The organism is unidentified bacterial endosymbiont (assembly GCF_918320885.1).
Classification (GTDB): domain Bacteria; phylum Pseudomonadota; class Gammaproteobacteria; order Enterobacterales.
The window spans coordinates 75,196-94,362 of record NZ_OU907312.1; the positions used below are offsets into that span (position 1 = coordinate 75,196).

Below are 19,167 nucleotides of genomic sequence, written 5' to 3' on the forward strand. Positions count from 1 at the left end.
AAATAGGAAGTACGGAGTGTAGCATATAATAATTGGTAACGAAAATGATCAAAGAGAAACTTCCTCGTTTTATTTAAGCTTTATGCCGAGGTTCACAAGATCTATATGATAAGTTATCGCGAAAAATTAACTGCAAAAATATTGCCATAAGAGCTCAACAAGCGGTTAATTTCTGTATTGATAGTTTGTTTACTCCAGGTTACCAAGCGGCGCCAATGATACTTAGCTTGTTTCCAAACTATCTCAATCAAATTAAGCTCTGGACTATAAGCGGGAAGATAAAGAAGTACCATATTGTTCTCCACGAACCACCGTTTCAATGTCTCTTGCTCAATGCCATGATGAATACTGGCATTATCTAATACCACAAAGGTATAGCGTTGCTCACCCTTCTGGGCAATATCCTCTAAAAAGTCAACGACCTCTTTTCTTGTCACATTTTGCTCAATAATCTTATGGGACAAGGTGTTAGCTGAAAAATCTAAAGCCCCCAGTACCGAACGTCTGCAGTGTGGTTTTGGTTCTACCCGATGCGGCTGCCCTCTAGGTCCCCAACCATTCTGAACAGGAGGGGTAGAGGAAAAACCACTTTCATCAAAATAGATCAAACGATATTTGTTGTCTTCACGGGAGAGCAATTTGAGCCTTGAGAGTACAGCTGATTTTGCAATGTAACAGGCTTCATCACGTTTTTTTTAAGTGAATAACGTGATCTTTTATAGGAGAGCCCTTGCTCTTTAAGCGCCGAAGCGAGTGTTTCTAGCGTGCAAGGTAAGGCACCATGTTCAGCTTCCACTCGTTTGGCTATGCCTGCTAAACTCAATGATTCCGAGCATGCAGCGTCGACAGCACTGGCAACCATTTCTGGCGACAGCGCTCGTGGTCGGCCGCCGTTATATTGACAAAGCAGGCCACAAATACCTGCTCGGCGCCACCTATGGATCCAGTTATACACCGCTCGAAAACTAACCAAAAGCTCCTTGGAAACTTCAACCGGTTTGAGTCCCTTGGCTAGTAGTAACAGTCCAGCTCCTCGCATCCTGGTCTCTCTATAATGATGGTTTAAAGATAGTTGTTGTAATGTAAAGCGCTCAGTTTCTGTCAATTTTATGGACAATTTCATTGGGCAACAGCATGCAGAGTGAAAATTCATATCTTTAGCATAACTCATTGCATTTCATTTTTATAGAGCACTTACCTGAATTTTTAGCCCACCAATTAGTAAGAACCACTACCCCTAATCCCCCGCTCTCAAATTGCAGTTTTTTCCACTATCCACTTGGACTGGTTCAGTATCGAAAAATGAATGGGGCACGACGTATCCTCACCCGTTCGGTGCTCATTCGCTTTGCTCACTCCGCTCCGCTGCGGCTTCCGGTGATCCCTTGACAGCTCTCCTCTCTAAAAAGTTCTTCAGACAGACCTAGTGGGAACGAATCTATAATTTCACGACTTCAGCTGAGCGGTCTTGATCAATGTTATTTTGTGTTGGAAACAGAATTTCTGCCACCCATACGACCAGCAGCCCACCTGCCAGCTTTATATAAACCCTTTCCTGCAGTCAAACCAGCTTTCCCTACACTTTTAGCCGCCTTTGCACCAAGCGAGCCGTACCGCGCTAAATGGCTTATTCCCACGACAGCCATTGTGAATCCACCCGCCAGCGCTGCCGCCATGGGTAAAACACTCTTCACCACTGCATATAAAATTCCAGCGACGATCAATAGCTCTAAAGACACCAAGAGCATGTTTTGATCAGAATCAAAATTTATCTTTTGAAGTTCTACACCGTAGACTTCAATCGCCAACACCATAACCACAGTAGTCAGCGCAGCAATCAATATGTGATTCAGAAGAAAGCTGACCCAGGAGTCAAAAAACTTAGCAGTGACAGGCCACATGGCGCATAAAACAAATAAAGGCCCTATAGCAAAAGCTAGCTTTAACATGACGGTCGACATCATGACAGCGATGCCACCCACACAGACCACCAAACCAAAACCTGTCATAATCAGAGCAGCAATAAGCCACCAAGAGAAAGCTAACGAAAAACTACCCCACCCAGCTGATGTAGCCTTTTGGCGACACTGGAGAACAATCTCAAGCCCTTTGCTTAGGCTATTATCCAAAGAGGCGTAGATTGAACTCCCTGTATCACTTTGACTAAAAGCTTGTGTTAAACTTTCCTCTATCCCTTGAAAAAAGCCAACCACCCACTCCAGATAAAGATCTGTTTTTAAAGCTAGACCACCAATCAATATAATTTTTGCAGACTTAGTTATAAAATCACTGAAAGGTTCCTGTATTTTCCCCAGTAAAATCATATAACCATAAAGAATAATATAAACAGTGGTAAAACTAATAGCCCAGGGAGTTATTTCCTTGATTAAACTTGATGAAGTATTAATTAAAAAAAACTGTAAAAAATTATCAAAAGTTCCACCAATCTCTTGAAATACGTTGGTTGTTATTGAAGTGATCATTTTTTATTTTTTGAACTGTTATTTTTAAGTGCCTTTTGATATATCTCATAAATATTTTCTATGCGTTTAACCCCAAGGCCACCACGTTTTTCAGCATCGAGCTCATTCTCTGCCTGCATGGCGTTAACACAATTGGGAGAGTTCTCAAGTTCTCCCGGATTATCTCTACAGCTAGCCAGCATCGCTTGCCGCTCTTCCTGGTGTTCTTTGAACCAGGTCACAGTGTGAATCTCTTCTTTTTTGGGTTGCGTGATTTCCACTACTACTTTTTGTGGTGTGACAGATTTTTTAGGTTTGTCTTCAAAACAGCCACTGAGCAAAGTCGTTCCTAGCAGGGTGACAGTCATCATTAATTTTTTCATGGATTTTTCCTCTAACGCCTTCTGGGAAATTTCATTGACTTAATGTTTAAACCCCCTCGTTTAGCGGCATCCTGCATAGCCATTTCACGCTCTCGTTGCTCCTGTAGACGGTCTTCAGCCGCTGCCACCATAGTGTACATCTGCAGTTTAGTTTGTTCATTCTGGATGTTGGCTTGTTCAGCAGCAATCCGTCCCTGCAGCTCCGCCATCGCTTTGGGATCTTGCGTGGTATGATCTTGCTACCCTTTAACGGACACAACGAAGAGGAACAAAGCGTATAATTTTTTGTTACTTTTTGAGGTGAAGTTATGAATCAAGGGGAATCAAGGAGCTATGATAAGGAATTCAAGCTGAATGCGGTAAAGCTGTATCACAGCACTGGTAAAACGCTCTGTCAATTGAGCGAGGAATTGGGAGTTCCCAAGAGTACATTGGCAGGGTGGGTCCATCAGCATAACAAGGATGGTGCAGAGGCTTTCCCGGGCAAAGGATACCTGAAAGCGTCTGATGCTGAGCTCAGTCAATTGCGGAAAGAATTGGCGATAGCACGCGAAGAGAGGGATATCCTAAAAAAAGCCTTGGGCATCTTCTCAGTGGCCCGCAAGTAAAATACCAGTTTATGCAAAAGCATGCTGGGGAATTCAGCGTAGAGAGGATGTCCAACGTGTTAGGTGTATCCCGCAGTGGCTATTATCAGTTTATCAAGGCTGAGCCATCCAAGCGCTATTGTGAGGATGAGCGTTTAATATCTGAAATTAAAGAGGTTTATACCATAAGCAACCAAATTTACGGTAGCCCACGTATCCATGCTGAGTTACGAGCTAGAGGTGAGCGCTGTTCACGCAAACGGGTTTGTCGGCTAATGAAAGCAGCCCATATTGCGGCTAAGATGAAAAAACGATTTAAGGTAACCACAATAGTCGATCCAAAGGCCGCAGTGGCGCCTAATTTACTCAAGCAGAAGTTCACAGCCACTCGCCCTGATCAATACTGGGCAGCAGATATTACCTATATTCCGACCCAAGAGGGATGGTTGTATGTTGCTATCGTACTGGACCTGTTCTCTCGTAGTATCGTGGGGATGGATATGCAAGCTCACATGACCACCGAGTTAGTAGCCGCAGCATTACGCCAGGCAATAACACGGAGGAAGCCTGCTGCAGGTCTCATCCACCACTCCGACCGAGGCAGCCAGTATACCAGCAAAGGATTCAAGGCTGTATCGGCGCATCACCAGATAACGCTTAGCATGAGTAGTACGGGCAATTGTTATGACAATGCAGTAGCAGAGAGTTTTTTCCATACCTTAAAAACAGAGCACACCCACTTTGAACGTTTTGAGAGCAGAGAACAAGCCAAATTGAGCATTTTTGAATACGTAGAAGTGTTTTATAACCGACAGAGACGGCACTCAACGCTAGGCTATCTGTCTCCTGTAAATTTTGAAAAAAATTGGTTATCCCAGGTCGCTTAAGGTTTCTCTTCTCTGTGTCTAAAAAAAGGTGGCAAGATCAGTATTGATGGCGGACATTAGCTGGTCTATCTGTTGAATGCGACTTTGGGCTGATTGATAGGCATCTAAAGCGAACCCTTTGTCTTGTGCCGGTTTTACCGCTCGGGCTTCGCAGGCTAGTCGCTGTTCCTTGTTGCCTATATGTGAGCAGCTATCAAAAATATGGTTTTGGTCATAGATCTCTTTGCCACTACCGCTTAATCCGGCGTAACCACCCATCCGTACTCGGTCATAAACACTCTGCCAATCCTGTGGAAGATAATTTTTTAGGGCTGGGTTATCAAAGATTTTCCCTAAGTTGCGTGATCCAGTGAGCGCTGCATGCTGGCTTTCTAGTTGCTTGATTTGGCTGGTCATCTGTTCATACTGCTGTTTCCATTGCGCCATGGTTTGGATTTGCTGCTTAATGTTGTTGCTTAAGTTGAGTTTGTCGATAACGACTATTGCTTGAGCATGGTTCCCAAACAGTCCCCAAACCGACAGTATCATCCAGAGCAAAAAGGTCATCCAGCTGGGAAAGTGATCCATGGTGTCCTCCTGAGTAAAACGCCTGGGGACTCCAAGCGTTTTAACGGTTCAGTTAAATGGCGATACTCAGTTGCAGCGCGGCACCTAAATTTCTTTTAGAGCCAACCATTCCAGTCACATCAAATTTAACCTTTTCACCCGGGTGAAAACCAAAACCAACAGTGGCCATGTTCGGTTTGCTATTTTTCATGTCAATCCGATAACCGGCGCGGAGTTTTGCCCAGCTCAATGCTTCCCATTCAGCACCGACAGCAGCATATTGGTTGCCTTTTTGATTGGAAAACGCCTTGATGGGGGTCAAATCAACATCAGCAGCAGCGGTGAAACGCTCCCAGCGATAGGAGGCTCCGGCCGTGACTAACGGTGATGTCTCGTAAGTAAAGCTTTTGTCGTTAATGGCTTTAGTTTCCAGTTTATTGCGGAGCAGATTTTTACCTACCAAACCGACCGTCAGTTGCTCTGAAAGCTCGGCAGCCACACCAAGATCAACATTGAATTTCTTGTGTTGTGATTGGTACTGACTGGCTTTCATATCCTTGCGGTCGAATTTATTAACCCCCACTGCGTAGTTATAGATTTTAATCTCCTGCATTTTTGGAGAAAGTCCGATGTGCAGGGGTTTACCGGCCACTTCGAAGCTACGAGCGACTGAAACACCATAGTCAGTGACCCAAGACGCTAGGCCACGCAGTTCAGAGTCTGTGTTGTGCTCAAAGTCTACAGCTGGGACTTGTCCATTCTGGATCAAATTAAGCAGTCTTAAGTCTGCTTCGTCAACCATCGTATGTACGGTGGCATCTGCGTGTGTTTTAGCGAACAAACCTATTTTATTAGTTTCTGAAGGAATGATGACGCTTGCTGACAGGCCAATATTGAAGTTAACATTTTTATCTTTGACTGCTTCCAGGATAGATTTCAGTTCCCCAGCCCCTTGTTGGGCATTCATAAGGTGGGCGTGGCGGTTGCTTTCATACTCATCCACCTTCGATTTGATTTTTTTGAACTCATCAATCAAATGGTTTTTGTCTGACAGCTGTAGGCCGAGTGAGGGGATGGTCAGGCTAAGTTTATTGGTTTTGGCGATTAAAGCAGGGTTGGCTAGTAGTGCGCTGTTATCCATAGATGAAGCGACCCCGACTCCGCCCATAGCATCATTTCGAGCATCAAAATAGGTGTTGGCAGCCAGCGCATTGCCGGCTATTAATAGGCTCACTGCTGAGGCTACTGCTGTTTTTTTGATCATTCCTTTTTATTCCTTTCGAAAGGTTTTGGTTAAAATAAAAAAACTACCTTGATATTGTACCATTAATTACCAGCAAAACAATATTAATTCATAATAAATTATGCTATTATTTGTGTTAATTTTTTTATAAATAACATTGAGATTTTATGGGTTATATTATAGCAATCATGATGTTTATGAGCTCTGTGATGGGACTATGGTTTTTTAATCAAAACCAAATTTTAATAGAAAACAGTATTCACCATTCAGAAACAGAGTCCTATATCAATCATATAAAAATCTATGCGGATGCCCTTGAGGTTTTTATTAAAACAAAGCCAGTCAATCAAGAGGAAGTGGCTGATAATCAACTCAATCTACCTGCATGGTTTACCGGAGACCACAGAATTAAAAAACAGCTTTTTTCAGGAAGAGGCTATGTTTACCTACCAGCAGTTCCCGGTCTGTTTGAATCCTTGCATCAAGCACTTCATGGTTCACTGCTCTTAGGAAAAGTCAATAATCAGAAGATGGTTCATTTGACTGAAGGAAAACTAGAGATTCCTTTGCCACCAGATATTCCTGATGGATATATTGTTTATGTTATTTAATGTATTGATGCTAACAATTTTTCTATTGGTTAGCGTTTTACTGTATAAACCAATTATTTTATTGTCAAGAATTATTGTTAAACATCTAGAAACTCAGGTTTTAGATAACACAGGGTGTTTTACTAAAGAAGCGTCAAGTAATCAATATCAATCTTCTGTCAATAATTTTTTTGTAATTTTAGCTGTTTTTATTATTTCAACAACTTCTATTTACTTTAATGGTTTTTATCTGCTTCTAGGTTTTTTGTTATTAACTTGCGGTATTATTGATTTTGAAAGACGCTATTTACCTGAAGAGCTAACCACACTGCTGCTCTGGTCAGCGTTAATCCTTTCAGCCTTAGGGTTTGTAGAGTTGCCGCTAAAAGAGAGTGTGTTCGGAGCAGTCAGTGGTTTTAGTTTTATTTTTGTCCTAGATTGCTTCTTAAAGGCGACTAAACGAGGAGCGTTCGGCTCTGGGGATGCCTCATTTTTAGCAGCCATCGGCGCTTGGAGCGGCCCCCTAATGGTTCCCCTGGTTTTTAGCCTAGCGTTGCTCGGCCACTCGAAGGGTGGGGCTAGAAAGCCTTTTGGCCATCGCTTGGCTATGGCCGGTTGGGTTTGTGTTCTGCTCAGGTTAATCGCCAGAAAACTGTAGGAAACAAAAAAGTTATCTACAGTTTCACGGGATAATTCTGTGAAAAGAGCGTCCTAACGCTGGATTCTACTGAGATAACAGTGTTGTATACTTTTCAAGCAATACAAACAGCTATCAATGCAGGCGCAGTTGTGACATATCTTCATCGGAGAGCTTAGTGACTCTTTTAACAAATTTTTCATCGGCGCCTTCAGCTAACATACCTTTGGCGATGGCAAGTCGCTCGTCTAATCTACCGCGCTGTTCACCACGTTGTTCACCACGTTGTTCAAATCTTTGTGCAATGGTCATCACATCCTCCTGCGAACTAGGAACTGCTCGGATGATAGTCTCTACAAGCGCATTCTCATCAGAAACTTCTCCTATTCTCCACATATAATACATCAAAGTCCTGGCTAATTCACGTGTAGGGTTGGCAATAGCCCAAGCCTGAGCTAGCAAAATCGCTTTTTCCAGTAGGTCTCTAGACCAAATATGTTTCAGTACCGCCTCTAGTAGTGCAATGCTTCGATGAGTGAGTATCTCTTCGTCTGGAACGACGGTGATGTCCACTAAGGGGAAGGGTCCATGGTATAGCTGCTCAGCCAGCGCTACGTTCTCAAAGCAGTCGACAAAGCGCATTTTGTTGGTATGGGGATAGGGTTGTTTGGGCCCGTGATAAAATAAGAGCGGCACTACCAGTGGAACCACCTTAGATTCCTGGCCTCTCTTTTTCGCTTGATCGAGATGCTTCTGCATCACAGCTAAACTGTAGCGCAATAGCCGAAAGGGCATTAGGGGGTCATCACTGCTTTGGTGTTCCACTAGGCAGTAGATATAGCAATCTTCACCCTGAGTGCTTTTGAGTGAATACACAATATCGGAACAGTACTGTTTTATATCCTCATCTACAAAAGAGCCAGAGGAGAGGCTGAGTGTCGTGAAATCCAGCTGCTGCTGAATCACTGCTGGCAGGTGGGCTCTCAAAAAATCCTCAGCGACCATTAAGTCGCTCATACATTTTTTGAATACCCCATCGTGAGGCATTGATGGGTCTTCTGGTGTTGACCTATTTTTAGTTGTTTTAGACACTGGCTACTCCAGTAGGGATTTGGAAAGATTTTGATACAAACGATCAGCCTGACTGTGAAGCGCCTCACAGGCATCAACTTGATCGTCTAAATCCAAATCCTTGAGGTTTTCAAGCAATAGTGAAGCCTGGTCCTTCAGGGCGAGGATATCAGGCGCCCTATAGTGGTCTTTGTTGCTGTTCAGTCAACCCTTTCTCAGGTATTGGTATACGGTCTCGCGACTGACGCCAAATTCGCGAGCGAGTTTGGCTTTTTGTTCTCCGGCTGCTGCCAATATCTGCAGTTCAGCTATCCGCTCTGTTGAGAGCGCTTTTTTACGACCTCGGTAGGCTCCACGCTGCTTGGCGAGCGCAATCCCCTCACGCTGCCGTTCACGAATCAGGGCGCGCTCAAACTCGGCAAATGCGCCCATCACCGACAGCATCAAATTTGCCATCGGAGAATCTTCGCCAGTGAAGGTCAAGCACTCCTTGATGAACTCGATGCGCACGCCTCGCCGGGTAAGCTGCTGCACTAAGCGGCGCAGATCGTCCAAGTTGCGTGCCAGCCGGTCCATGCTGTGTACCACCACCACGTCTCCTTCACGCACAAAGGAGATCAAAACATCCAGTTGCGGTCGTTGAGTGTCCTTGCCTGAAGCCTTGTCGGTGAATACTTTATCGACTTGAACATGTTCAAGTTGGCGCTCCGGGTTTTGATCAAAGCTGCTGACACGGATGTAACCTATGCGCTGCCCCTTCAAGATAGCTCCTAAGCCTGAAAGTGTCAGGAATAAATCTATGACGTTACGCAGCAAGTGTCAACAAATTAAAATAACACTCTATTGTGACGTTTATAACTGACCCACCCTGACATCAGGTTAGGGTGTACTTCAAATTGACATAGTGTTTGATTGATTCAGATTTAATCTGTATTATTATAAATGTACAATTATGATTTATTGTCGAATAGTTATAATGTAACTAACCAACTCCGGCAAATTTCAATGGAGATTCAATATGGCTCAGACAGCAACCAAAGTGCTGACCACACATGTACCACTTCCATTAGCTGAGAAAGTTGAGCAAGTAGCAGAACGAATGGAGCGTTCACGCGCCTGGATTATAAAACAGGCACTATCGGCTTGGCTCGAGCAAGAGGAAGAGAGAGAGCGATTGACTCAAGAAGCCCTGGCTGATGTAGACGTCGGTCATGTCATCGCGCACCAGGATGTACAAGCGTGGGCAGATAGTCTGAGTACAGACAAGATAATGCCGGTACCCTGCTGATGGAGTTAAAGTGGACCAGCAAGGCGCTTTCCGATCTGGTTCGGCTCTATGAATTCCTAGCTCCGGTGAACCAGCCAGCTGCTGCACGAGCCGTACAGGGGCTAACCAAAGCACCGACTATTTTTCTAACCCATGCACGTATCGGTGAACAGCTTTTCGAGTATGAGCCGCGTGAGGTTAGGCGGCTTCTTGTCGGGCACTATGAAATGCGTTATGAAATTCAGGACTCTTCTATTTACGTGCTGAGGGTGTGGCATACCAGAGAAGATCGCTGACATTGTCAGCCGCTCTACGCCAGCAGAAAGGCTTAGCATACGATTTTTTCCGTTTGGAGAGTAGCGGAGCACTTTTCAATACCCCGCCCTCGCAGAACCGGACTTGGAGCGTTACACCATCCGGCTCCCAGTTTGATCTTGCTACCCTTTAACGGACACAACGAAGAGGAACAAAGCGTATAATTTTTTGTTACTTTTTGAGGTGAAGTTATGAATCAAGGGGAATCAAGGAGCTATGATAAGGAATTCAAGCTGAATGCGGTAAAGCTGTATCACAGCACTGGTAAAACGCTCTGTCAATTGAGCGAGGAATTGGGAGTTCCCAAGAGTACATTGGCAGGGTGGGTCCATCAGCATAACAAGGATGGTGCAGAGGCTTTCCCGGGCAAAGGATACCTGAAAGCGTCTGATGCTGAGCTCAGTCAATTGCGGAAAGAATTGGCGATAGCACGCGAAGAGAGGGATATCCTAAAAAAAGCCTTGGGCATCTTCTCAGTGGCCCGCAAGTAAAATACCAGTTTATGCAAAAGCATGCTGGGGAATTCAGCGTAGAGAGGATGTCCAACGTGTTAGGTGTATCCCGCAGTGGCTATTATCAGTTTATCAAGGCTGAGCCATCCAAGCGCTATTGTGAGGATGAGCGTTTAATATCTGAAATTAAAGAGGTTTATACCATAAGCAACCAAATTTACGGTAGCCCACGTATCCATGCTGAGTTACGAGCTAGAGGTGAGCGCTGTTCACGCAAACGGGTTTGTCGGCTAATGAAAGCAGCCCATATTGCGGCTAAGATGAAAAAACGATTTAAGGTAACCACAATAGTCGATCCAAAGGCCGCAGTGGCGCCTAATTTACTCAAGCAGAAGTTCACAGCCACTCGCCCTGATCAATACTGGGCAGCAGATATTACCTATATTCCGACCCAAGAGGGATGGTTGTATGTTGCTATCGTACTGGACCTGTTCTCTCGTAGTATCGTGGGGATGGATATGCAAGCTCACATGACCACCGAGTTAGTAGCCGCAGCATTACGCCAGGCAATAACACGGAGGAAGCCTGCTGCAGGTCTCATCCACCACTCCGACCGAGGCAGCCAGTATACCAGCAAAGGATTCAAGGCTGTATCGGCGCATCACCAGATAACGCTTAGCATGAGTAGTACGGGCAATTGTTATGACAATGCAGTAGCAGAGAGTTTTTTCCATACCTTAAAAACAGAGCACACCCACTTTGAACGTTTTGAGAGCAGAGAACAAGCCAAATTGAGCATTTTTGAATACGTAGAAGTGTTTTATAACCGACAGAGACGGCACTCAACGCTAGGCTATCTGTCTCCTGTAAATTTTGAAAAAAATTGGTTATCCCAGGTCGCTTAAGGTTTCTCTTCTCTGTGTCTAAAAAAAGGTGGCAAGATCAGTTTGAGGCATTCCCAATGGGCAGGGAAATAAATTATGTCTAATACGTACTGGCGGTAGCCATACTTTGAGCACCTCTCCGAAGCGTGCCCAGCTAATACTTTTGCGCTGGCTTCGGCGGTTAAGCCATTTGAACAGCAATCGGCTTATGCGGTAGACATAGGTTCTCAAGCTACGGCTATTGCCGCTGATGCCGAAGTACGCAATATGCCCCTGCATGTGCCGCCGTGCATAATCCATCATGGCGCGACCTCCACTTATGCGCAGTTTGCCTAGTTGTAGGCTAACTTCTTTAACTGGACGGGATTCCCACCCGCTAGTTTATGCAACATTGCCAAGCCGCAACCGTGAGGAGACCCTTCTTACGGCTGGCCTGGTAAACACTTTCGCAGTATATCTGAGTTATCAGGCAATTCATTATCAATAAAATTTACTTCGAAAAACTTCTCTGCGCCTAATGCCACTTTTGAAGAATCTACAGATAAGTTAATGCCAGAAATACAACTGGCATTATCAAGAATATTTTTCTTAGCAATTTGGCTTTCAGGCATAGTACAATTTATGTGTTCCATTAATTTACCAACCACAGCATCAGGTCCTAGTAAATCAACTGCAACAAGAGTACAGTTTCCAGCAGTTGATTTACCAGCATATTTAGCAGTCGCAATAGTTGTACAAACTGTCTTCTCAGCTGCCCTGAGAAGATCGGTTGAAGTAATACTGCTTGAGGCTACCTTTTTAGGTGCAGAAAAAATATCGTCTGCTGTAAAAAGGTTACTTTTGTCCATAAGATTAGCAATTTTACCTGCTTTCTCAAGACGACATATATCATTTTTTCCTAAACAATTCGATGACGACGAGCTTGAGCTGCTTGATAACATATGACGACTCTTAGAAATATCTACTTCCGTATTGTGCATTTCCCTAATGTTTTCATTTGCTTCTCTGATTTTAAGTTTAATTTTATCTACATTTATAGGAATCTTAAGACCCTCTGAAACAGGAATGTTCACTTTTGTAGGTAGATGATCAAGAATATTTAAACCGCCCTGCAAAAAATCAGAATTATTTGGATTTAAAGTGTCTTCAGGAGCATTTAGGTAAAATTTTTCTGCAGAATTGGTTGCTGGGATCAGCTTATTGAAGTCAGTTTTTTTTTGACTGAAAAACTCCGTTAACTCCTTATTTCTACGAAATTTCCCTAACTCCATTGCCAAACCTTTTTCTGCATCATCTTGATTATTGGGTGGTGGTTTATGGGTTGCAATAGGCTGTAAAAAATTCCTTGTTTCACGATCTAAAATAGCAACGGTACTGTAACCAGGTGCTGCTAATAAATTCATATCGCTCGTATTGGTAGTAAAAGAATTTAACTCTTCTGTCCTGCGCTTACTCACGATTCCTTCTGCTAATCCAATTATCGGATGTTCAATTTTTTGTATCTTTTCTTGCTTCTCTTCTTCCCTTAAACGCTTCTCCTCTTCCCATTGTTGTTCAAGTTCTTCTCTTTCCCTACGGGATTTCTCACGTTCATTTTGCAACACATCATCCCAGCTACTGGAATTTTCATCACCATAAAACGTGTAACAGCGATGACTATTATATGTAATCCCAGCGTTTACGCCATGATCACCAAATGATACACCAACGCCTATCCCACTGATGATCTCACTGACTACATTCCCCATAAGTAATACCTTTATATTCTGTAAAAAAGTTACTTATAACATAAATATTATTTTCCCAACAGATAATTGTCCAAGGTAATATGTCACCGTTACCCAACCATAGCAGCCAATGCACGTTGTGAGTCGGCACACCCCTGATCTGCTGCCTTCTGAAACCACGCTGCCGCAACCTTATGATCTTTCGTTACTACTCTGCCATTGAAGTACATCACCTCCAAGTTATATTGACCAAGGATGTAACCCTGTTTAGCCGCCTCGTGGAAGCACCTGAGTGCGAAACCGTCATTATGTTCTGGATATTGTGGATCGTGGTAAATACAGCCCAGATTGACCTGAGAACGGGAACACCCACGTCTTCGGGACTTTATCCTTCAGTGTCAGCATGATCTGTTACCTTTGCTCCTCGCTTCCTTTCGTGCCTACGCATCAAGCACCTCGTTACCGCTGTGCCTGCAAGGCTCGATACCAGGTTCGTGGCTAGTGGTTACCTGGGCGGGATTTCCACCCGCTAGTTTATGCAACATTGCCAAGCCGCAACCGTGAGCAGAGCCCTAATTCGAGAGCGGGTCATTGCAGGACTCGCTGCCGCCAAGCGGCAAGGCCGCGTTGGTGGGTGTCCCCACCCGCCATCAGCAAAGAGAAGCTGGAGGCGATCATCGCTGCTCTAGAGCAGTAGTATGTCAAAAGCCGCCGCTTGCCGTAATTTCGGGGTTAAGCGGCCTACCCTCATCGATACACTGGATCGAGTATGTTGGATAGCTCTAGGAAAAAATTTATCTCAAAAATAAATATCAAATAATGTTTATTTTTTCAATAAAATATGAATAATAGTAGCCTCTATATCAACGGACACACAAACTATGAAAAGGAATTCAAACAGAATTATGCCTAAATTAATAAAAAAACTCTCCAGGACAAATAAACCCTATTCAGAAGCATGTAGTAGCAACACGAACCATAAGTACTATCGACAAAGCCTTATAACCGACTTTCTGATCAAAAAATGTTTATTTGATGTTCGATTTACTACGCTAGAATCACCCTTCACGACACCTATTCCTATACCGAGATTTCATAAAATAAAATCGGAGGGGGCGCCTATTGTAATAGGAATCCCCTGTAAAGAAGATGGCCCTAAATTTAAAAAATCTATCGCAATAGATTTATTAGATACAGAGAGTCGAAATCATACCACCAGACTTTTATCTAATCTTCCTCAATGTTTGAGCTCGTTACCATATAGCAGCGATAGTCCTAGGGATTTAGAAAAATTTGGTGGTACAGGTTATTCTAATTATCAAATTAGCCTGAAAGGTATTAGTGTCAGCTGGCCTGTCTTTGCTGATAAATTTGTTTAAATAAAATTTTTTATGGTGGTATGTTCATAGCAATGAAAGTAGTTATTTGTGTGTAATGCTAGATTGGACCATAATGCAAGGTGAAACGCCCCGGGTAACCGGGTAGGTCTTATATCTTGATCCTTATCCTCTAAAGGTTAATGATCCCCAACTGATCATTGGGAGGTCACCGGTGAGTTTGTGGTAAGTCTTGGGCTTAAAGCTTGTTGAGTAGATTAAACCCCGGTGACCTATTTTTATTTATTGCCCTCAAGATCGAACGGTATCTTGTGCCTCTGAGCACGTATTGATAAGGCTGGTCCGGGTAATATCGACAATTTTCTGTTTTGGGAGAGTTCTTATGGGAAACATCGCAGTAGGTATTGATATTGCTAAGTTAAAATTCGATGTCGCTGTTTGGGTTGAAAGAAAAAAGTATAAAACGAAAGTATTCCCCAATACCCCCGCTGGTTTCACCCAATTGCTGAAATGGCTGAGTTGTTATGGTAACTGTCATATCTGTTTAGAAGCAACAGGAAGTTACAGTATTACTCTTGCTACTTTTCTAGCTGACAATGGCATTACTATCAGTGTGGAAAATCCTTCCCGTATTCATGCCTTTGGCCAGAGTGAACTGAGCCGCAACAAGACGGACCAGGGAGATGCCAAGATGATAGCACGCTATTGTGCGCTGCATACGCCAGCCCTATGGTCTCCGGAACCGCTGAGTGAACGTCAGTTAACTGCCCTGGTACGACACCTCAGTTCTTTAGAGGAGATGAAACGGATGCAGGAGAACCGGCAGCTAGTCGCTGATGAGGTCATCCAGTCCTCATTAACAGCTATTATTGCTTATCTAAAGCAGCAAATCAAAGAAACCAAACAAAAGATAAAAACTCATATTGATAACGACCATAACCTAAAGAAAAACAAGCAGTTACTAGAAAGTATTCCAGGTATTGGCGAAATAGTGAGCAGCAGCTTGTTAGCCTATGTCGGTGATATGTCGAAATTCAGCAGTAGCAAGGAAGTAGTGGCTTATGCAGGGCTTAACCCGAAACTATGTGAATCAGGTTTATTTAAGGGGCGAAGCCGGATATCCAAAACAGGCCATAGTGCCCTCAGGAAAGCGTTGTATATGCCAGCCCTGGCAGCAATATCCTGTAATGCGATAGTGAAAGCTCAATGGGAACGCTTAGTATCACGCCATAAAGGTGGCAAGATTGGCATCTGTGCTGCTATGCGTAAATTACTACAACTGGCCTATGGCGTACTGAAATCTGGGATGCCATTTGATGAAAAAATAGCGCTTGCATCGTGATGTGTAAGACGGTATCTACTCAACCCAAACCAAACCCCACTCTCTACACTCGCCGTGAGCAGGGGTGGTGATTTAAAGACATCACCACCCTCAGCAATAGCTTGGGTCGCTACGATCAGTCAAGGGTATGCTTCGCCCCATCCTTATATCTTGATTATTAGCTTTCAGAGGTTAATGATCCCCAACTGATCATTGGGTGGTCACTGGTGAGTTTGTACGTATCCTTAGGCTAAAAGCTTGTGGGTGAGAGTAAACCCCGGTGACCTTATCTATCATCGCCTTCAAGATCGAACGGTATCATGTGCCACGAGCACGTATTCATAAGGAAGGTCTAGGCGATACATCTAGTTGTCTGTTTTGGGAGAGTGGCTCATGGCAAAAACTGCAGTGGGTATTGATGTTGCCAAGTTGAAATTCGATGTGGCAGTTTGGATTGGCAGAAAAAAGTTCAAAACAAAAGTATTACCCAATACCCCCGCTGGATTTACGCAACTTCTGAAATGGCTAAATCCTTATGGTGCTTGCCATATCTGTCTGGAAGCAACTGGGAGTTACAGTACAGCCTTGGCTACTTTCTTGGCTGATAATGGCATTCAGGTCAGTGTGGAAAATCCTGCCCGTATTCATGCCTTTGGTCAGAGTGAGCTGAGCCGTAATAAAACGGATCAGGGGGATGCCAAGATGATAGCGCTTTATTGTGCAATGCACACGCCGGCGCTATGGGCTCCAGCTCCACTGAGTGAACGTCAGCTCACTGCCCTGGTACGACACCTTGGTAACTTAGAGGAGATGAAACGGATGCAGGAGAACCGGCAGCTAGTGGCGGATGAGGTAGTTCAGCCCTCATTGACAGAGATTATCGCTGCTCTGAAACAGCAGATTAAAGAAACTAAACAAAAGATAAGAGCCCATATTGCTAACGACCCTGACCTAAAGAAAAACAAGCAGTTGCTGGAGAGCATTCCGGGTATCGGTGAGATATTAAGCTGTAGCTTGCTGGCCTATGCCGGTGATATGTCAAAATTCAGCAATAGCAAGGAGATAGTGGCTTACGCAGGGCTTAATCCAAAGCTATGTGAATCTGGGTTATTCAAGGGGCGAAGCCGCATATCCAAAACAGGCCATGTAGCCCTCAGGAAGGCAGTATATATGCCGGCCCTGGCAGCCATATCCTGTAATGCGATAGTGAAAGCTCAGTGGGGACGACTAGTATTACGCCATAAAGGTGGCAAGATTGGCATCTGTGCAGCTATGAGAAAATTACTACAACTGGCCTATGGCGTACTGAAATCTGGCATGCCCTTTGATGCAAAAATAGCGCTTGCATCGTGACAGGTAAGACGGTATCTTACTTGATTCAGTAAAATTTTTTAGGATGGACATTATCCCAGTATAGGTTATATTGTTATATATATTTTATTGAAAATGTTATTTTTTGTGACTTTTTTCACAATTATACTCGGCTATTTCGGGTAGTGGTCTATAACGACTGATAGTGAAATTTGTCGATATAAGCACCAATGACGTTTTCATGGATCTCTATGGATTTGGAAAAGCAAATTGTGCGTCTAGCCAAGCGCTTGATAGGTGTTCGTAGTGTTAGATTATGACGCTCAATACGTTGAGTAAAAATCTTGCCTACAAGATGCTTGGGCTGTGGGAGGTGTTGCTGATAACTTGGCCAGCCATCGGTAGTAAACATTCCAATTGAAAATTTCTTAAGCAGTTGTAGTAAGCGCCGTAAGGTTGCAGTGGTTCTTGGCCCAAAAACATGGGCAAGTACCTTTTTACGTTTGGTGTCGACGCCATGGAAAAGCCAGTGTTGCTGGCGTTTATTGCCGACCCAACCCCATTGCTCGTCCATCTCACAAATCAGTGCCACATCAGCAATAGCTCGCTGTTGACTGCTCACCTGGGCGGGGGCTAATTTTTTTTTAAGCGCCGTATGACGGTATCTTTACTGATTCCAAGGACACGACTGGTATCTCTGACACCAGAACCATTGAAAGCCATATCTACAATGCGTTGAGCAGTTCCTGGCTTGTGGCCGTTGTAGCGGTATTCTACCTGGAAGTACCGCCGACAAGCCTGACAGTGAAAGCGTTGCAATCCGTTTGGTGCTTTTCCATTTTTGACCACCGTCTCTTGCCCACAGTAACGACATTTTACCTCCATAACCGCCATCCGAACAATTCCTTGTTTTGATGGCAATCATAACATATCAGTCAATAGAGGCCACCACCGGTTTGGTATGGTTTTTAATATTTTTGACATTTTCAAAAATAAAAAGGCTAATGGTTCAACGATGCGTACTGAATTGAACGTTCCCTTTAAAGAAAAAGATATAGTGAAAAAAATGGGAGCTAAATGGGATCCTGAAAAGAAAGTATGGTATGTCCCAAGTGGGGTCAATTTAGAAGATTTTAAAAGATGGATAGTAACAATACATAACCCTGGAATTAACTTTAGAGCAGATTATTTTTTTATAGCTGAAACCTCAGGGCGCTGCTGGAAATGCTCGAAAAACACCCGTTTTATTAGCCTTGGGTTATATCCTGGGTTTTTAACTGAAGTTTTAGAAGAGGATGAAAACCACCCATCCGAGATCTCCTCGGTGTGGATTGAACATGATTTTTATGCACTGCTTTACTACGTTCGAGAAATATCTGAGGATGTGTGTTGCCATATGCAATCACTGTCTAGCTTCTACAAAATTGACCATAGCAGCACCGCTAAGAGATCTTATTGGATGAACCACTGTGAATACTGCGGGGCTAAACAGGGAGATTTTATGGAGTATTGTGAGCCAGACGGATTATTTTATGGTGACCACATAGGCTCTCACATTATCCTGCATAATATTAGCGAGGAGTTAGTGGTTAACTGTGATTCATACAATCCCTGCTCTATTTTAGAGGATAATTAGGAAAATTTAGGTCTAATCCTGCCGGAAGGTACACGTTGGCAGGCATGATGTACCTAGAGGAGCTTGGCGTAGCCAAAAACAAGGCAAGTGCAATGAAACACTTTGTGCTCGCTACCACCAGAGGGGATTTGAATACCATGAAGTACATTATGGCTTTGACTTTGGGTGTGTTTATTAAATAAATAGAGACTGAGATGGCCAAAAAAACTATATCAGTAGCCTCATCAAACCAAGCAAGGGAAATCAAAGATCCCTTCGATAGGCTGTTCCGTCTATCCATGCAGGAAAAAAAGCTCGCAATCGAACTACTGAGTACCTACCTGCAACCTGGCTTGGCTCAAAAAATCGACTTCAGCACCTTAACGTTGCTAAACGGCAGTACTTTGTTGAAGAACTTGAGAATCACCCATCGGTTGAAGTGAAGTAGAGGCTGAGATGGCCCTAACTGACTGATGACATAAATTATCAACTCAATCCTCATCAATTTTATCTAATATTTATGCTTGGTTTC

Annotated in this window: 24 protein-coding genes and 3 pseudogenes; 13 read left to right on the forward strand and 14 right to left on the reverse strand. The window is 43.7% G+C overall.

The window, feature by feature from the left end:
• Positions 1–113: 113 nt before the first annotated feature.
• From NL324_RS00350 to NL324_RS00370, 5 genes and pseudogenes are all read right to left on the reverse strand, one after another.
• A complete protein-coding gene (locus NL324_RS00350) occupies positions 114–638 on the reverse strand; it encodes an IS630 family transposase (RefSeq protein WP_301282740.1) in 525 nt (174 codons plus the stop codon).
• Positions 605–1,123, reverse strand: a complete 519-nt coding sequence (locus tag NL324_RS00355; RefSeq protein WP_253305868.1) for a helix-turn-helix domain-containing protein — start codon at positions 1,121–1,123, stop codon at positions 605–607. The genes NL324_RS00350 and NL324_RS00355 overlap by 34 nt, the downstream gene beginning before the upstream one ends.
• A gap of 355 nt (positions 1,124–1,478) precedes the next feature.
• The gene (locus tag NL324_RS00360; protein ID WP_253305869.1) at positions 1,479–2,483 is read right to left on the reverse strand and encodes a TrbL/VirB6 family protein; all 1,005 of its coding nucleotides are present in this window, start codon (positions 2,481–2,483) and stop codon (positions 1,479–1,481) included.
• A complete protein-coding gene (locus NL324_RS00365; protein WP_253305870.1) occupies positions 2,480–2,845 on the reverse strand; it encodes an EexN family lipoprotein in 366 nt (121 codons plus the stop codon). Before NL324_RS00365 ends, NL324_RS00360 begins: the two co-directional genes overlap by 4 nt.
• Positions 2,846–2,856: 11 nt before the next feature.
• A pseudogene (locus NL324_RS00370) lies at positions 2,857–3,072 on the reverse strand (type IV secretion system protein); the annotation flags it as partial.
• Positions 3,073–3,153: 81 nt separating this feature from the next.
• On the opposite strand from NL324_RS00370, the gene NL324_RS00375 reads away from it, so the two are divergent.
• Entirely contained in the window at positions 3,154–3,453 is a 300-nt protein-coding gene (locus NL324_RS00375) for a transposase (RefSeq protein WP_253305847.1), read from the forward strand.
• On the forward strand, positions 3,381–4,319 hold the full coding sequence (locus NL324_RS00380) for an IS3 family transposase (protein ID WP_253307079.1): 939 nt from the start codon (positions 3,381–3,383) through the stop codon (positions 4,317–4,319). The genes NL324_RS00375 and NL324_RS00380 overlap by 73 nt, the downstream gene beginning before the upstream one ends.
• 18 nt (positions 4,320–4,337) lie before the next feature.
• On the opposite strand, the gene virB5 is transcribed toward NL324_RS00380, so the two are convergent.
• Both virB5 and NL324_RS00390 read right to left on the reverse strand, forming a co-directional pair.
• Positions 4,338–4,886, reverse strand: coding sequence for a P-type DNA transfer protein VirB5 (virB5, locus tag NL324_RS00385; RefSeq protein WP_253305871.1), 549 nt, complete (start codon positions 4,884–4,886; stop codon positions 4,338–4,340).
• Positions 4,887–4,938: 52 nt separating this feature from the next.
• Complete coding sequence (locus tag NL324_RS00390) at positions 4,939–6,129, reverse strand: conjugal transfer protein TraF (protein WP_253305872.1); 1,191 nt, start codon at positions 6,127–6,129, stop codon at positions 4,939–4,941.
• Positions 6,130–6,275: 146 nt separating this feature from the next.
• Here NL324_RS00390 and pilM point away from each other — a divergent pair, with 146 nt between their 5' ends.
• Positions 6,276–6,719, forward strand: coding sequence for a type IV pilus biogenesis protein PilM (gene pilM / locus NL324_RS00395; protein WP_253305873.1), 444 nt, complete (start codon positions 6,276–6,278; stop codon positions 6,717–6,719).
• Positions 6,709–7,356 carry a prepilin peptidase gene (locus NL324_RS00400; protein WP_253305874.1) on the forward strand — a complete coding sequence of 216 codons (648 nt, stop codon included), beginning with the start codon at positions 6,709–6,711 and terminating at the stop codon, positions 7,354–7,356. Before pilM ends, NL324_RS00400 begins: the two co-directional genes overlap by 11 nt.
• 114 nt (positions 7,357–7,470) lie before the next feature.
• Here NL324_RS00400 and NL324_RS00405 read toward each other — a convergent pair whose 3' ends face one another.
• From NL324_RS00405 to NL324_RS00415, 3 genes are read right to left on the reverse strand one after another with little or no spacing between them, the layout of a single operon-like run.
• Positions 7,471–8,382 (reverse strand): Rpn family recombination-promoting nuclease/putative transposase, encoded by a 912-nt coding sequence (locus NL324_RS00405; protein WP_301282741.1) that lies wholly within the window; start codon positions 8,380–8,382, stop codon positions 7,471–7,473.
• Positions 8,383–8,430: 48 nt separating this feature from the next.
• A complete protein-coding gene (locus NL324_RS00410) occupies positions 8,431–8,610 on the reverse strand; it encodes a Rop family plasmid primer RNA-binding protein (protein WP_366516352.1) in 180 nt (59 codons plus the stop codon).
• The gene (locus NL324_RS00415) at positions 8,611–9,168 is read right to left on the reverse strand and encodes a recombinase family protein (RefSeq protein ID WP_253305876.1); all 558 of its coding nucleotides are present in this window, start codon (positions 9,166–9,168) and stop codon (positions 8,611–8,613) included.
• A gap of 256 nt (positions 9,169–9,424) precedes the next feature.
• Between NL324_RS00415 and NL324_RS00420 the strand changes: the two genes are divergently transcribed.
• The 3 genes and pseudogenes from NL324_RS00420 to NL324_RS00435 all read left to right on the forward strand — a co-directional run bounded on the left by NL324_RS00420 (position 9,425) and on the right by NL324_RS00435 (position 11,345).
• Positions 9,425–9,694 (forward strand): CopG family ribbon-helix-helix protein, encoded by a 270-nt coding sequence (locus NL324_RS00420; RefSeq protein ID WP_253305877.1) that lies wholly within the window; start codon positions 9,425–9,427, stop codon positions 9,692–9,694.
• Complete coding sequence (locus NL324_RS00425; protein ID WP_253305878.1) at positions 9,694–9,969, forward strand: type II toxin-antitoxin system RelE/ParE family toxin; 276 nt, start codon at positions 9,694–9,696, stop codon at positions 9,967–9,969. Before NL324_RS00420 ends, NL324_RS00425 begins: the two co-directional genes overlap by 1 nt.
• Before the next feature lie 210 nt (positions 9,970–10,179).
• Positions 10,180–11,345 (forward strand): annotated as a pseudogene (locus NL324_RS00435) (IS3 family transposase).
• Positions 11,346–11,363: 18 nt separating this feature from the next.
• Here NL324_RS00435 and NL324_RS00440 read toward each other — a convergent pair.
• The 3 genes from NL324_RS00440 to NL324_RS08290 form a co-directional block, all read right to left on the reverse strand.
• Positions 11,364–11,627, reverse strand: a complete 264-nt coding sequence (locus NL324_RS00440; RefSeq protein WP_253305879.1) for a hypothetical protein — start codon at positions 11,625–11,627, stop codon at positions 11,364–11,366.
• A 119-nt stretch (positions 11,628–11,746) separates the two neighbouring features.
• Positions 11,747–13,072: a hypothetical protein gene (locus NL324_RS00445; protein ID WP_253305880.1), complete on the reverse strand. Its 1,326-nt coding sequence runs from the start codon at positions 13,070–13,072 to the stop codon at positions 11,747–11,749.
• 89 nt (positions 13,073–13,161) lie between these two features.
• Positions 13,162–13,440 carry a tetratricopeptide repeat protein gene (locus NL324_RS08290; RefSeq protein ID WP_366516353.1) on the reverse strand — a complete coding sequence of 93 codons (279 nt, stop codon included), beginning with the start codon at positions 13,438–13,440 and terminating at the stop codon, positions 13,162–13,164.
• Positions 13,441–13,605: 165 nt separating this feature from the next.
• Here NL324_RS08290 and NL324_RS00450 point away from each other — a divergent pair.
• The 4 genes and pseudogenes from NL324_RS00450 to NL324_RS00465 form a co-directional block, all read left to right on the forward strand.
• Positions 13,606–13,860, forward strand: a pseudogene (locus tag NL324_RS00450) (recombinase family protein); the annotation flags it as partial.
• A gap of 96 nt (positions 13,861–13,956) precedes the next feature.
• Positions 13,957–14,430 carry a hypothetical protein gene (locus NL324_RS00455; protein ID WP_253305881.1) on the forward strand — a complete coding sequence of 158 codons (474 nt, stop codon included), beginning with the start codon at positions 13,957–13,959 and terminating at the stop codon, positions 14,428–14,430.
• 340 nt (positions 14,431–14,770) lie between these two features.
• The gene (locus NL324_RS00460) at positions 14,771–15,730 is read left to right on the forward strand and encodes an IS110 family RNA-guided transposase (protein ID WP_253305882.1); all 960 of its coding nucleotides are present in this window, start codon (positions 14,771–14,773) and stop codon (positions 15,728–15,730) included.
• 372 nt (positions 15,731–16,102) lie between these two features.
• Positions 16,103–17,062: an IS110 family RNA-guided transposase gene (locus NL324_RS00465; protein WP_253305883.1), complete on the forward strand. Its 960-nt coding sequence runs from the start codon at positions 16,103–16,105 to the stop codon at positions 17,060–17,062.
• A gap of 148 nt (positions 17,063–17,210) precedes the next feature.
• Here NL324_RS00465 and NL324_RS00470 read toward each other — a convergent pair.
• Positions 17,211–17,914, reverse strand: a protein-coding gene (locus NL324_RS00470) for an IS1 family transposase (protein WP_436298142.1) whose coding sequence is annotated in 2 segments (ribosomal slippage) — positions 17,211–17,654 and positions 17,657–17,914 — 702 coding nt in all. Because the reading frame shifts where the segments join, the coding sequence is not laid out codon by codon here.
• A gap of 121 nt (positions 17,915–18,035) precedes the next feature.
• Between NL324_RS00470 and NL324_RS00475 the strand changes: the two genes are divergently transcribed.
• Both NL324_RS00475 and NL324_RS00480 read left to right on the forward strand, forming a co-directional pair.
• Positions 18,036–18,656, forward strand: a complete 621-nt coding sequence (locus tag NL324_RS00475) for a DUF5710 domain-containing protein (protein WP_253305885.1) — start codon at positions 18,036–18,038, stop codon at positions 18,654–18,656.
• A 194-nt stretch (positions 18,657–18,850) separates the two neighbouring features.
• Positions 18,851–19,078 carry an Rpn family recombination-promoting nuclease/putative transposase gene (locus NL324_RS00480; protein WP_253305886.1) on the forward strand — a complete coding sequence of 76 codons (228 nt, stop codon included), beginning with the start codon at positions 18,851–18,853 and terminating at the stop codon, positions 19,076–19,078.
• The last annotated feature ends 89 nt before the right edge of the window (positions 19,079–19,167 follow it).